Raw genomic sequence first — 13,561 nt, 5'->3', positions numbered from 1 at the left:
TTTCTTACAATTATTCTTATTGAATAGCAGCATAAAATTCATCCTTTATGGACTCTTTAACATTATTGATAAAACTATTTATTTTTTTAAGTTCTATATTCCCAGTAGTAAATATAATATGATCTCCAGTCTTAATTATTTTATCAGCTATTTTTTCTTCTTTGACCACCTTTAGCACATAATCACTCAATGTATGCTTTGGGCTTAGTCTCACATAATATCTATCTTTAACTAAATCTGTATTGTTGCACAATTTATATGTTCCCTCATCTATTCCATAGTTTTGATAATTGTTATATAGTATATCAAGTACATCACTTACAACAGCATTTGCTGTAGGAAATTTGCCAGCACCTTGACCGTAAAACTTCAGCTCTCCTATGTCATTACCAATAATAGATATTAAATTATTAGCATTTTCTACCTTTGCATAAAATGAATCATCGGGTAAAAGGCTTGGTTCCACAGATAAATAATATTTATTACTCTTAAAAGAAGCTTTTGCTAATAGCTTTACAGTATATCCTAACTCCTTTATTACTTTCGTATCTACCGACTTAATAGTTCTAATACCTCTACAGTGGATATATTCTTCTTTTACTTCTCTTTTAAATGCTATAGTAGAGAGAATTGCTAATTTTCTTCTAACATCATATCCTTCAATATCATCTGTAGGGTCTGCTTCAGCGTAACCTAACTCTTGGGCAATATGTAATGCATCGGTAAACTCTAAATCTTCTCTAATCATTTTGCTTAATATAAAGTTAGAGGTACCGTTTAATATACTCTTTATTTCTTCAATATCATTTAAAGTCACTTGCTGCTTTAAGGGTTTAATAATCGGAACTCCTCCACCTACACTAGCTTCATATAAAAATGCCTTTTTATTTTTATTTGCTAAATCCATAAGCTCCTTCATATGTTTTGCAACTACTGCCTTATTCGCAGTTATTACATGTTTACCTGTAGTTAAAGCATGTTTTATATATGCATAGGCTTCTGCAGTGCCTCCTATAGCCTCTATAACTATATCTATATTAGGATCATCTAATATAAAATAAGGATTATCAATTAATTTATCTTTAGAAATGTTTATATTTCTATCTTTAGTTGTATCTTTAACGAGGACTTTATTTATGTTTAAATCTTTACCTATTAATGACCTAAAAAAATCTTTTCTTTTGTTGATAATCTCATAAACCCCTGTACCTACAGTGCCAAATCCTAATAGTCCTATATTCATAAAAAATGTCACTCCTCATTTAATATATTTAGTTGTATACTATACTTTCATTTTTTAACTATTAAATAGATATTCATTTATCCAATTTGTAAATAAAAGTTTAGAATAACTACTCCAATCTAAATTAGGTTTTTTATTATGATCGTCATTAGGAAAATAATTTTTAGGTAAATTTATATTTACGCCACGTTTTATATCTCTTTCATACTCTTCTTTTAAAGTATATTTATCATACTCAGGGTGACCTGTAATATAAATTTGTTTGCCATCTTTTGAGCTTACTATATAAATTCCTGCCTCATCTGATTCAGATAAAATTTCTAATTCTTTTATTTCTTCTATATCTTCTTTTCTCAATTTCACATATCTTGAATGAGGAACTATAAATCCATCATTAAATCCTTTTAATAGGACAGACCTTTTATTTACTACTATATGGGGAAAAACTCCGAATATTTTTTCTTTCGTTACACATTTATTTGTTCCATAATTGTAATATAAACCTGCTATAGCCGCCCAACATATATATAAGGTGGACTTTACTTTTTTGTTGGAATAATCTATTACTTCCTTAAGTTCATTCCAGTACTCAATATCATCAAAATCTAAAAATTCTAATGGAGTTCCAGTAATAATCATTCCTTCATAACTGTTATTTTCTATGTCCCTAAGGGTTTTATAATATTCTTCTAAATAAGTTTTGTCTGTATTTTGAGGTGTGTAGGTTTCCATCTGCAAGAAATCTACCTTTATATCTATAGGCATATGGCCAAGTATATTTAGAAACTGAAATTCTGCTTCACTTTTTTTAGGCATTAAATTTACAATTAAAATACGAATTGCTTCAGAATTACAACTGTTAAAATTGCCTTTTATTTCTATACCTTCGCTAATTAGTTTATTAACTGATAAAAGGTTCTTGTTTATTATTAAAGACATTTAATCCCCATCCTCTCATAATTAAAGGCTTCCAACATCTAAAGATTAAGACATACCCTTCCTTGTAGTATGTGTTTCTAAGAGATGTAGAGTTATCACTCCCTCTCTGAGAGAAGGAGTCTTATAACTTTTAGCTATGGGACAGAACTGCTGTTTTAAGAGCTTGATCTATGTCTTCTATAAGATCTTCTACATCTTCGATTCCTATGGATAGTCTTATCATATCTGGTGTAACTCCAGCATTTAATTGTTCTTCTTCACTTAATTGAGCATGGGTAGTGCTTGCTGGGTGTATTACAAGGGACTTAGCATCTGCAACATTAGCAAGATGTGAAAATATTTCTAATGCTTCAATAAATCTTGTTCCTTCTTCTACTCCACCTTTTATACCAAAAGTAAATATGGAGCCAACTCCTTTTGGAAAATATTTTTTTGCAAGATCATAATATTTGTTACCTTCTAGGCTAGGATAATTTACCCAAGAAACAAGTGGGTGCACTTGTAAAAATTCTGCAATTTTTTTTGCATTTGAAACATGTCTGTCTACTCTTAATGAAAGGGTCTCCAGCCCTTGTAAAAATAAAAATGAGTTAAATGGACTTAGGGCTGCTCCTGTATCTCTTAAAAGCTGTACTCTTGCTTTTATAATATAAGCCGCTGCTCCTGTATCTTTAGCATATGCTATACCGTTATAGCTTGGGTCTGGCTTATTAAACTCTGGAAATTTACTATTGCCTAACCAATTAAAATTGCCAGAGTCTACTATTACTCCTCCTATAGAAGTCCCATGACCACCTATAAACTTTGTTGCAGAATGAACTACAATATCAGCACCATATTCTATTGGTTTTATAAGGTATGGTGTTGCAAATGTATTGTCTATAATTAATGGTATGTTGTGATTATGGGCAATGTTGGCAACTGCCTCAATATCAATAAGATTTATGCCAGGATTTCCTATGGTTTCTACAAAAATTGCCTTGGTTTTATCATTTATAGCATTTCTAAAGTTTTGTGGATCATCAGGATTTACGAATATAGTTTTAATACCTAACTTAGGAAGGGTTGTAGATAAAAGGTTGTATGTGCCACCATACAAGGTACTAGCTGAAACTATTTCGTCTCCTGCTCCTGCTATATTGATTATGGCGTAGGTAATTGCAGCAGAACCAGATGCAACAGCAAGAGCACCTACTCCTCCTTCTAAAGCTGCTATTCTTTTTTCAAAAACATCAGTTGTTGGATTCATAATTCTAGTGTAAATATTTCCTTCTTCTTTTAAAGCAAATAAATTTGCTCCATGCTCAACACTATTAAAAACATAGGATGTAGTCTGGTATATTGGAACTGCCCTAGAACCTGTTGCACTATCTACTTCCTGTCCTCCATGAACTTGTAATGTGTCAAATTTTAATTTTTTTTCCTCCATTTTGATCTCTCCTTAAAAATATTTTTATTAAATAACATAAAAAACCCCTTTCTCTAAATTTGAATAATCTAGATGAAAGAGGGCTTTACATGCAGCGGTAACTATTCCACAGCTCCCTCTCATCTTTCACTAGGATTTAATTAACCTAGGGTAGGAATTGGCACCTTTTCAGACAAATGAGTCTGAAGGTTGCCGAGGTTTCATAGGGCCTTTCCCTCCACCTCTCTTGATAAGAGTTTTGTTATTAAGTTTTTTAATATTATACTTTCCTACAAATAAAAAATTCCGCTATTGCTACCGCAATGCTCCATGGCGCACTCAATTTTTAGCATGGCTAAAAACTTCAAGTGCTTAAAATACTTCTAACCTCCTGCTTTCTTTAATTAGTTCATTATAAAAGAAAATTGGACTTTCTTAGATAATAAAAAAACCTCTTTAGCTGAAAGAGGTTGTAATAATCGTCTTCTTATCTTTCAGCTTATGCTGTAGGATTTAGCACCGGATATGTATATAAACATATTGGTTGCTGGGCTTCATAGGGCCTTTCCCTCCACCTCTCTTGATAAGTATTATATTAAATTAATGCTATTCTAATAAATATTAATTACTATGTCAATAGTTTTTATGTAATTTATGCTAATTATTATATATTATTTAAAATATATCAAAATTATAACTAGTATTTAAATATAATGCCTATAAAAGCAGCACCTACTAAATATAATATTGGATGTTTTTTATATTTGTTTATTAAATATAGCATGATTGAAAATAACACAATTGCCTTTAAATCTAATATTGATAAAATTTTATTTGTAGTCTTATATTTTTCAATATCAAACAAGGCAATTTTCGCCACTTCAAAGGCTACCGCTGCAATTAGCCCTGTTACTGCTGGTCTTATTCCATAAAAACTAGATTTTACAATAGGCTTTTCACTAAATTTCGCGAAGTAATGAGCAATTAATAATATTATTATAACAGATGGAGTTACAATTCCTATTGTTGCTACTATACCACCTAATACTCCAGCTGTTGTATTACCTACAAATGTGGCTGTATTTACCCCTATAGGACCTGGTGTAGACTCAGAAATTGCTATCATATCTAACAATTGCTCGTGGGTAATCCATCCATATTTATCTATTAACTGCTGAAGAAAAGGTAGGGTGGCAAGACCTCCGCCTACAGCGAATAATCCTATTTTAAAAAACTCTAAAAATAGCTTTAAATAAATCATCCTATATCATCCTCCTTAACTTCAACATTTTTACCTTTAAAAATACCTATTAATGCTGCCATAACTATTACAACTATTGGAGAAATGTCTATAAAGGCAATGATTAAAAATGCACTTATAAATATTGCTATACCTATTCTGTCTTTTGCTGTTTGTTTCAACATTTTAATTACTGTATTTGCAATCAATGCAACAACACCTACTCTAATGCCTCCAAAAGCATACTGTACAACTTTATAGTCTTGAAAGTGTTTAAAAAACGTTGCTATTATAGTAATAAGAATTAGAGATGGAAGTACCACTCCTAGAGTCGCAGTAATTCCACCTATAATACCTTTTTTCTTATAGCCTATAAAGGTTGCTGTATTTACAGCAATAACTCCAGGTGTACATTGACCAATGGCATAATAATCTATAATTTCATCATCGGTAGCCCATTTTCTTTTTTCCACTACTTCATTTTGTATAATCGGAAGCATAGCATAACCACCTCCAAAGGTAAATGCTCCTATACGGAAAAACATAGTGAATAGTTCCCATAGATCCTTCATTTACTTACCCCCTTAAATTTTGTATATAATACATATCATTATACTACATACATTAATATTATTAAAAGTATAGACACAATTGTACAAACAAACTAGAGTGGATGTATATTACATAGTTCCATTTCTAAACTAAAATCCAATTGGTTTTTAGTTTTTTTATTGCATAAAATATGACTTTATTATACAAAATAAAGTTTTAAGAATAATATTTTATGTTAACAAATCATTTTGTATTAATTTTATTTATATTAAGAATATTTAAGGCCTATTTAGGTCATGTATTTTTTATATTTAATTGAATAGGAAAAGAGCACACTAAAAAATTTATTTAGTAAAGGGAGGTCTTTTTTTGAAGCAAAAAAATGTTTTTATTAAGTTGTTTGTAATAGTAGCAATAATAGTTGTTTTATGTGAAGCTATAGGGCAAACTGAAATTAAAATAGGAGGAGCTGCTATAGTTTTCTTTCCTATGCTTTATGCAGTTATTTTAGGTATTTTAATAACTCCAGATCTTTTAGGCAAAAAGCTTTCTTTTTTAAAAAAGCTTATAAATGAAAAAGAAATCAACTTAGCTGGAGAAGTAGTCGGTATTGCTCTTATCATTCTTGGCATTAAATACGGCACATTGGTTGGTCCTAATATAGATAAAATAATTCAAGCGGGTCCTGCATTTTTGGCTCAAGAGTTAGGACATATTTTATCTCCATTAATAGCTTTACCTTTAGCTCTATTATTAGGGCTAAAAAGAGAGGCTATCGGCGCTACCAGTAGTATAAGTAGAGAGCCTTCTTTAGGTGTAATAACTGAAAAATATGGAATAAATTCACCAGAAGGTAGTGGTGTACTTGGTACCTATTTAGTTGGAACAGTACTTGGTACAATTTACTTTAGTATTTTGGGTTCTGTTTCAATTTATAGTGGACTTCATCCCTATGCACTAGGTATGGCTACTGGTGTGGGAAGTGGAAGCATGATGACTGCTGCTGCATCTTCATTAGCCGCTGTAGTTCCTCCAGAAATGGCCGAAACTGTTGTAGCTTATGGAGCAACAAGTAATATGCTCTCTGGTATTACAGGCATTAACTTTTTAATCTTCATTGCTCTTCCATTTGCTAATTGGTATTATAAAATTCTTGAACCTAAATTTTCTAAGAAATAGGAGGTAATATAATGAGTAAAATTGAAATAAAAAAGAGCTCTTATCAACTATTGATAATGTCTCTTGTTGGGATGATGATTCTAGCTGGTCAATGGATAGGCTTAGGTATTTCTATAACTAAGGCATTTCCTGGTATGGTACTCTTAATATTAGCCGCTATGAGTGCCTTATTAGTTAAGGATATTTTTCCAAAATCTATTTTTCCAGCCTTTGGTTGGGCTACAATTATAGGATTATTGCTAAGCTTGCCAGCTAGTCCTACATCTAAGGTTTTTCTAGAACAAACAAATAATATTAATTTTCTAAGTATTACCACTCCTATTCTAGCTTTTGCAGGAATTTCTGTAGGTAACAAAATAGATGACCTAAAAGAGATGTCTTGGAAGATTGTAATAATATCTGTCGTTGTATTTACAACTGTTTTCTTTGCCTGTGCAAGTATTGCACATTTAGTATTAAAACTTCAAGGTAAAATTTAGGAGGTAAAAAAATGGATAAGGATCAATTAAAAAAACAGGTCGTAGAAACCATTGATAGTAATAGGGAAAAAATTATTAAAATCGGTAAAAAAATATATTCGAGTCCTGAGTACGGATATAAAGAGTTTGAATCTACTAAAGCTGTAGTTGAGTTCATGAAAAATGAATTAAAACTGGATGTAGAAGAAAACATTGCAATTACAGGCTGTAGAGCAGAAGTAAATTCCCATAAATCAGGACCTAGAATAGCTATTTTAGCAGAGCTGGATGCTATCTCTTGTATAGACCATAAAGATGCTAACGAAATAGGAGCTACTCATGCATGCGGTCATAATATTCAAATAGCCGGAATGCTTGGAGCAGCAGTAGGACTTATTTTATCAGGTGCGATTGATAGCTTAGATGGTAAAATAGAGTTTATAGCAACTCCTGCTGAAGAGTTTATAGAGCTTGAGTATAGAGATAAATTAAGAAAAGATGAGAAAATAAAATACTTTGGTGGAAAACAAGAGCTTATTTATCGTGGCTATTTTGATAATGTAGACATTTCTATGATGTTTCATGCTCTAGATATGGGAGATAATAAAGCCTTAGTTGGTCCTGTAAGTAATGGTTTTATAGGCAAGAAGATTAATTTCATTGGTAAGGAATCCCACGCTGGCTCTGCCCCTGAAGAAGGTATAAATGCTTTAAATGCTGCAATGCTTGCTTTAAATAATGTACATGCTCAAAGAGAAACTTTTAAAGAAAGTGACAAGGTAAGATTCCATCCTATCATAACTAAGGGTGGAGATATTGTTAACGTTGTTCCTGCAGATGTTAAAATGGAATCCTATGTAAGAGCTAGAACAATCAATGGAATGCTTGATGCCAACAGTAAGGTTAATCGTGCCTTAATAGCTGGTGCTTCTGCTGTAGGGGCACAAATCGAAATTACTGAGATTCCAGGATATTTGCCTATATTAAGATATAAAGAATTAGACCGGTTGTTTAAAGACAATTTAGTAAACATTGGAATTAATGAAGAGCAAGTACTAGATGGTGGTGATTTTACAGGTTCATTTGACTTTGGTGACGTATCTCAGTTGATGCCAACCCTTCATCCAATGATAGGAGGAATAAAAGGAAGCCTTCACTCTAGAGAGTATGAAATAATTGATGAGGAATTGGCTTACATTGTTCCTGCAAAAGCAATGGCTCTCACTGTAGTTGACTTATTATTTAACAATGCAAGCATTGGAAATTCCATATTAGAAAACTTTACTCCTAAAATGACTAAGGAAGAATACTTAGAATTTATGGAGAGTGTTAGCAAAGTTATAAAAGCATAAGAAATAAGTGTATAGGTAGAAAATTATATTTTCCTAGACTATAAAAAATAATCTGGCCATATGTATGGTCAGATTATTTTTTACTTATTGTTAAGCTAATTTTTTTCCACCAGTAAACTGACTATTATACAGATCTGCATAAAAACCTTGCCGAGCTAAGAGCTCTTTATGATTACCCTTTTCAATAATACTACCTTCGTTCATAACTAATATTAGATCTGCATCTCTTATTGTAGACAATCTGTGGGCTATTACAAAGCTTGTTCTTCCTTCCATCAGTGTGTTCATAGCTTTTTGTATATAAACTTCTGTTCTTGTATCTACACTACTTGTAGCCTCATCTAAAATTAATATTGCTGGATCAGCAAGTATTGCGCGAGCAATTGTAAGAAGTTGTTTTTGACCTTGAGAGATATTAGATGCCTCTTCTCCAAGTATTGTTTCGTACCCATCCGGAAGAGTTCTAATAAAATAGTCCGCATGAGCTGCCTTAGCTGCCTTAACAATCTCTTCATCAGTGGCGTCTTTTCTACCGTAGGCTATATTGTCTTTTATAGTACCATTAAATAGCCATGTGTCTTGCAGGACCATACCAAATATACTTCTTAAATGTCCTCTATTTAAATCTCTAATATCAAAACCATCAACGGTAATTTTCCCTTCACCTATTTCATAAAAACGCATTAAAAGATTCACAAGGGTAGTTTTACCTGCTCCAGTTGGTCCTACAATAGCAATTGTTTGACCTGGTTTTACATCTATATTCATATCTTCTATTAAAGGCTCTTCTTCTTTATATCCAAACTTTACATTTTGGAAAGCAACTTCTCCCTTAGGCATTTTAATAACCATACTATCTTCACTATCTGGAATTTCCTCAACCTCATCTAGAAGTTCAAAAACACGCTCCGCTGACGCTATAGTAGATTGCAAAATATTAGCTATATTAGCTGTTTGAACTATTGGCTGTGTAAACTGTCTTGAATATTGTATAAAAGCCTGAACATCTCCTATTTGAATTGCATTTTTAATTGCTAAAATACCCCCAACAACAGAAATAATAACATATCCAATATTATTAACAAAGGACATAAGGGGCATAATTACGCCCGAAATAAATTGGGCCTTCCAGCCTGCATCATAGAGTGTTTCATTAATTTTGTCGAAATGCTCTATTGACTTTTCCTCCCTAGAAAAAGCCTTAACTATTTTATGTCCAGTATACATTTCCTCTATATGTCCATTAAGCTCTCCCAAAGTCTTTTGTTGCTGTAAAAAGTATTTCTGAGAACGTTTAGCTACAGACTTTGTTACTAGTACATATAGTGGTAGTGTTACAACCAGAATCAAAGTCATAACAGGGCTGATAGTAAGCATCATAACTACTATACCTACAAGGGTTATTAATGATGTAATAAGCTGGGTAATGCTTTGTTGCAAAGTATTGCTTATATTATCAACATCATTGGTTATTCGGCTTAATATTTCTCCGTGGGTATGAGAGTCAAAAAACTTAAGTGGTAGCCTGGAAAGCTTATCATTTACATCGTTACGCATATTATATACAGTTTTTTGTGCAACTGTAGCCATAATTAGTTGTTGTATATAGCTAAAAACAGCACTAACAATGTATAATACCCCTAAAATAAATAGTATTCTTAATATATAATCAAAGTCTATACTAGCTCCAGCTACTCCTTCTATCCTTTTTATTGTTCCTTCAAAAAGTTTAGTTGTTGCCTTACCCATAATCTTCGGACTAAGTATGCTAAATCCTGTGCTTAGTATTGCAGTTAGCATTACTATAGTAAGTTGAAGCCTAAATGGTTTCAAATAACTTAACAATCTTCTAAGTGTCCCTTTAAAATCTTTTGCCTTTTCGGTAGGCATACCCATAATTGGTCCTCTACCGTGACCACCACCTGGCCTTATCGTTGGTTTTTGTTGTCTATTATCTTTCATTAGGCAATCTCCTCCTCTGAAAGCTGAGAATATACAATCTCCCTATAAACGTCACAGGTTTTCAAGAGTTCTTCATGATTTCCTACTCCTGCAATTTTACCCTTATCCAAAACTATTATTTGATCTGCATCTATAATAGTACTTACCCTTTGTGCAACTATGATTAGTGTAGAATTAGTGGTTTCACCTTTTAAAGCACCACGTAATTTTGCATCGGTTTTAAAGTCGAGGGCAGAAAAACTATCGTCAAATAAATATATTTCTGGTCTTCTTACTAAAGCTCTTGCAATAGAAAGTCTCTGTTTTTGTCCACCAGAAACATTGGTTCCACCCTGTGCAATAACAGAATCAAATCCATCCTTCATATTTGATATAAACTCGGTAGCTTGAGCTATTTCTGCTGCCAACCTTACCTCTTCATCTGTTGCATCTTCTTTTCCATATCTAATATTTTCTGCAATTGTTCCTGTGAAAAGCACTGCCTTCTGAGGAACAAAACCTATTTTGTTACGAAGGTTTTTTTGTTCCATTTGCCTTATATCTACTCCATCTAGTAAAATACTTCCGCTATCTATATCATAAAATCTAGGAATAAGATTTAATAATGTTGATTTTCCTGATCCAGTACCTCCAATAATGGCTGTAACTTTACCAGGTCTTGCGGTAAATGAAATATCATTTATAGCTGGCTCTTCTGCACCAGGGTAACTAAATATTACATTTTTAAACTCTACCAATCCACTTGTACTTGTTGCATCAGTAATACTAGATTTTGCTGGATCCTTTATTTCTGGAATCGTATCAAGTACCTCATTAATTCTCACTGCAGATGCAGAAGCACGAGGTATCATTACAAACATCATAGAAACCATAATTAAAGCAAACATAATTTGCGTTACATATTGAATGAATGCCATTAAGTCCCCTACTTGCATAGCTCCGCTGTCAATTTTTATAGCACCAAACCATATTACAGCTATTGTTGTAAAGTTAAGTATTAAAGACATAGTTGGCATTAATGCTGACATTAACTTATTAACCTTAATGGCTGTACTTGTAAGATCATAGTTTGCTTCTTTAAATCGCTTCTTTTCGTGATCTATTCTATTAAAAGCTCTAATTACTCTAACTCCCATAAGGTTTTCTCTTAGCACTTGATTTAACTTATCAAGCTTGGTCTGCATTACTTTAAATAGCGGCACCCCTTTTTTAGCTACAGCAAGTATTCCTAATAAAATTATAGGTATAACAAATACAATAACTAATGATAGTTTTGCATTTTTAGAAACTGCCATAATAATACCACCAATAGCCATCATCGGTGCTCTTGCCATCATTCTAAGAGACATCATCACTACCTGTTGTATTTGTGTAATATCGTTTGTGGTTCTAGTAATGAGAGATGATGCCCCTATTTTGTCAAATTCATTAAGAGAAAAATCTTCTGCTCTTTTAAAAACTTGACCTCGAAGATCCCTGCCAAAGGCTGTGGAAGTTTTTGCTGACAAATAGCTAGATACAATTGCACATAGAGTTCCTCCTATAGCAATTAGTATCATCAAAATACCTACTTTAAATATATAGGCTGTATCTCCATCGACTACACCTATGTCAACAATGTTTGCCATTAATGTAGGTAGGTATAATTCCGAAATGGCTTGTAGAAATATTAGTCCTAAAGCTGCCATAACCGACAGACGATAGGGTTTTAAAAATTTAAATAGTTTAAGCATTATTATCATCTCCTGTCGTAAAACATATATCAGTTTATCCTTTTTAATGTTTTATACTTTAGATTATCACCGTAGGCTTTAATCTATATAAGCAAGGTTATCTCTTATAGTAAATGGAACTTAATAATTAGTCAGCTAACTATTATGGCATACTTTTTTAAGATTATCTCGCATTTGCATTAATAATCTACGAAGCAGCATTTGCTCTTCCTCTGTGAAATTACTAAAGGATTCTATTTCTATAACTTTTCTAATTTTATCAACTTCTTTACATACTTCCATTCCTTTTTCAGTAATATACACCCTTGAAACTCGCTGGTCTTCAAAGTCCTGCCTACGCTCGATAAGCCCCACTTTTTCCATTCTTTTAACCATTGTAGCAATTGTAGACGCCTTAATATTAAGTTTATTAGCTAAATCTTTCTGGCTCTGACCATTTCTATGGTATAGGGCAAATAACAGAAAAGGTTGACCTGGATATACCCCTACTTTATCTAAGAGCATATGGCTTCTTTGATGATGAAGGCGTATTACTTGATAAAAAATATGTTGTAACGAATCTGGATCATGAAAGTCCATTTATATCCCTCCATTTAGTTAGTCGGCTAAATACATTTAATATTACCACTAAAAAATTTACTAGTCAAGGTTTTTTCAATAAAAAAGAGGAGATATACAATCTCCCCATCTAATAATTAATTATATTTATACCGTGCTTTTTAATTCTAGATTTTACTTTCTCTATTTTTTCTTTTGTAGGCGTTATAAACTCATATTTAGAGTCTAGACCTAAGTCTTTATACTTATATAGTCCGTAATCGTGGTATGGAAGCACTTCTACTCCTCTCACTTCCAGGTTTTTTAAAATAAACTCACTTGTTTGATTAATGTTTTCATCATTATCGTTTACATCTGGTATTAATGGTATTCTTATTACAGGCTTTTTGCCCATATTACTTATTTTAATTATGTTTTCCAATATAAGCTTATTATCTACTCCCGTATACTTTTTATGGACTTGGCTATCCATATGTTTAATATCCACAAATACAAAGTCTAATGCTTCTAGTATATCCTTTGTTTTATCCCAAGAAAAGTATCCACTTGTTTCTATAGCTGTATCTATTCCAAGGAGCATGCAGTTTTTAACTAGTTCTCTTAAAAACTCAGTTTGATATGTTGGCTCTCCACCAGAAAAGGTTACTCCTCCGCCCGATGCTCTATAGAAAACTGCATCTCTTTTAATAGTTTTCATAAGATCTTCTACTGAAATAGGCTGTATAGAATTATTGGTCCAGGATTCTGGATTGTGGCACCAGCTACATCTTAGGGGACAACCATTTAAAAATATGGTTGTTCTTATACCATCTCCATCATGTAAACTCCAACGTTGAGTTTGAAATACATAACCCATAATATTGTGATTTAAATTTTGCATTTTATCGCCTTCTATCCTATTAAATATACTCTAAATCTTACACTATGGTTTAGTGAG

At 32.4% G+C, this 13,561-nt stretch carries 12 protein-coding genes and 2 riboswitches; of the genes, 3 read left to right on the top strand and 9 right to left on the bottom strand.

What is annotated here, in order from left to right:
* Nucleotides 1-16: 16 nt before the first annotated feature.
* The 5 genes from KQI88_RS08500 to KQI88_RS08480 form a co-directional block, all read right to left on the bottom strand.
* A complete protein-coding gene (locus KQI88_RS08500; RefSeq protein WP_216416229.1) occupies nucleotides 17-1,243 on the bottom strand; it encodes a homoserine dehydrogenase in 1,227 nt (408 codons plus the stop codon).
* A 54-nt stretch (nucleotides 1,244-1,297) separates the two neighbouring features.
* Nucleotides 1,298-2,182, bottom strand: coding sequence for a homoserine O-succinyltransferase (locus KQI88_RS08495; RefSeq protein WP_216416226.1), 885 nt, complete (start codon nucleotides 2,180-2,182; stop codon nucleotides 1,298-1,300).
* A gap of 130 nt (nucleotides 2,183-2,312) precedes the next feature.
* Complete coding sequence (locus KQI88_RS08490) at nucleotides 2,313-3,611, bottom strand: homocysteine synthase (RefSeq protein ID WP_216416224.1); 1,299 nt, start codon at nucleotides 3,609-3,611, stop codon at nucleotides 2,313-2,315.
* Between the two features lie 116 nt (nucleotides 3,612-3,727).
* Nucleotides 3,728-3,847: riboswitch (SAM riboswitch) on the bottom strand.
* Between the two features lie 227 nt (nucleotides 3,848-4,074).
* A riboswitch (SAM riboswitch) is annotated at nucleotides 4,075-4,180 on the bottom strand.
* A 107-nt stretch (nucleotides 4,181-4,287) separates the two neighbouring features.
* On the bottom strand, nucleotides 4,288-4,851 hold the full coding sequence (locus KQI88_RS08485) for a chromate transporter (RefSeq protein WP_216416222.1): 564 nt from the start codon (nucleotides 4,849-4,851) through the stop codon (nucleotides 4,288-4,290).
* On the bottom strand, nucleotides 4,848-5,402 hold the full coding sequence (locus KQI88_RS08480) for a chromate transporter (RefSeq protein ID WP_216416221.1): 555 nt from the start codon (nucleotides 5,400-5,402) through the stop codon (nucleotides 4,848-4,850). The genes KQI88_RS08485 and KQI88_RS08480 overlap by 4 nt, the downstream gene beginning before the upstream one ends.
* A 349-nt stretch (nucleotides 5,403-5,751) precedes the next feature.
* Here KQI88_RS08480 and KQI88_RS08475 point away from each other — a divergent pair, with 349 nt between their 5' ends.
* From KQI88_RS08475 to KQI88_RS08465, 3 genes are read left to right on the top strand one after another with little or no spacing between them, the layout of a single operon-like run.
* Nucleotides 5,752-6,561, top strand: coding sequence for a DUF3100 domain-containing protein (locus tag KQI88_RS08475; RefSeq protein WP_246579209.1), 810 nt, complete (start codon nucleotides 5,752-5,754; stop codon nucleotides 6,559-6,561).
* Between the two features lie 11 nt (nucleotides 6,562-6,572).
* Entirely contained in the window at nucleotides 6,573-7,040 is a 468-nt protein-coding gene (locus KQI88_RS08470) for a hypothetical protein (RefSeq protein ID WP_246579208.1), read from the top strand.
* Between the two features lie 11 nt (nucleotides 7,041-7,051).
* Nucleotides 7,052-8,371, top strand: coding sequence for an amidohydrolase (locus tag KQI88_RS08465; protein WP_216416219.1), 1,320 nt, complete (start codon nucleotides 7,052-7,054; stop codon nucleotides 8,369-8,371).
* 90 nt (nucleotides 8,372-8,461) lie between these two features.
* On the opposite strand, the gene KQI88_RS08460 is transcribed toward KQI88_RS08465, so the two are convergent.
* The 4 genes from KQI88_RS08460 to KQI88_RS08445 form a co-directional block, all read right to left on the bottom strand.
* On the bottom strand, nucleotides 8,462-10,333 hold the full coding sequence (locus KQI88_RS08460; protein ID WP_216416217.1) for an ABC transporter ATP-binding protein: 1,872 nt from the start codon (nucleotides 10,331-10,333) through the stop codon (nucleotides 8,462-8,464).
* Nucleotides 10,333-12,066, bottom strand: a complete 1,734-nt coding sequence (locus KQI88_RS08455) for an ABC transporter ATP-binding protein (protein ID WP_216416216.1) — start codon at nucleotides 12,064-12,066, stop codon at nucleotides 10,333-10,335. The genes KQI88_RS08460 and KQI88_RS08455 overlap by 1 nt, the downstream gene beginning before the upstream one ends.
* Before the next feature lie 135 nt (nucleotides 12,067-12,201).
* The gene (locus KQI88_RS08450) at nucleotides 12,202-12,645 is read right to left on the bottom strand and encodes a MarR family winged helix-turn-helix transcriptional regulator (protein WP_216416214.1); all 444 of its coding nucleotides are present in this window, start codon (nucleotides 12,643-12,645) and stop codon (nucleotides 12,202-12,204) included.
* 109 nt (nucleotides 12,646-12,754) lie between these two features.
* Nucleotides 12,755-13,504: a glycyl-radical enzyme activating protein gene (locus KQI88_RS08445; protein ID WP_246579207.1), complete on the bottom strand. Its 750-nt coding sequence runs from the start codon at nucleotides 13,502-13,504 to the stop codon at nucleotides 12,755-12,757.
* Nucleotides 13,505-13,561: the final 57 nt, after the last annotated feature.

This window comes from Alkaliphilus flagellatus (assembly GCF_018919215.1).
Lineage (GTDB): Bacteria > Bacillota > Clostridia > Peptostreptococcales > Natronincolaceae > Alkaliphilus_B > Alkaliphilus_B flagellatus.
This window is presented reverse-complemented; position numbering and strand designations above follow the sequence as displayed.

Excerpts from the sequence above, each read along its gene's own strand:
- KQI88_RS08500 (WP_216416229.1), bottom strand. The coding sequence starts at position 1,243 with ATGAATATAGGACTATTAGGATTTGGCACTGTAGGTACAGGGGTTTAT.
- KQI88_RS08495 (WP_216416226.1), bottom strand. The coding sequence starts at position 2,182 with ATGTCTTTAATAATAAACAAGAACCTTTTATCAGTTAATAAACTAATT.
- KQI88_RS08490 (WP_216416224.1), bottom strand. The coding sequence starts at position 3,611 with ATGGAGGAAAAAAAATTAAAATTTGACACATTACAAGTTCATGGAGGA.
- KQI88_RS08485 (WP_216416222.1), bottom strand. The coding sequence starts at position 4,851 with ATGATTTATTTAAAGCTATTTTTAGAGTTTTTTAAAATAGGATTATTC.
- KQI88_RS08480 (WP_216416221.1), bottom strand. The coding sequence starts at position 5,402 with ATGAAGGATCTATGGGAACTATTCACTATGTTTTTCCGTATAGGAGCA.
- KQI88_RS08470 (WP_246579208.1), top strand. The coding sequence starts at position 6,573 with ATGAGTAAAATTGAAATAAAAAAGAGCTCTTATCAACTATTGATAATG.
- KQI88_RS08465 (WP_216416219.1), top strand. The coding sequence starts at position 7,052 with ATGGATAAGGATCAATTAAAAAAACAGGTCGTAGAAACCATTGATAGT.
- KQI88_RS08460 (WP_216416217.1), bottom strand. The coding sequence starts at position 10,333 with ATGAAAGATAATAGACAACAAAAACCAACGATAAGGCCAGGTGGTGGT.
- KQI88_RS08455 (WP_216416216.1), bottom strand. The coding sequence starts at position 12,066 with ATGCTTAAACTATTTAAATTTTTAAAACCCTATCGTCTGTCGGTTATG.
- KQI88_RS08450 (WP_216416214.1), bottom strand. The coding sequence starts at position 12,645 with ATGGACTTTCATGATCCAGATTCGTTACAACATATTTTTTATCAAGTA.
- KQI88_RS08445 (WP_246579207.1), bottom strand. The coding sequence starts at position 13,504 with ATGCAAAATTTAAATCACAATATTATGGGTTATGTATTTCAAACTCAA.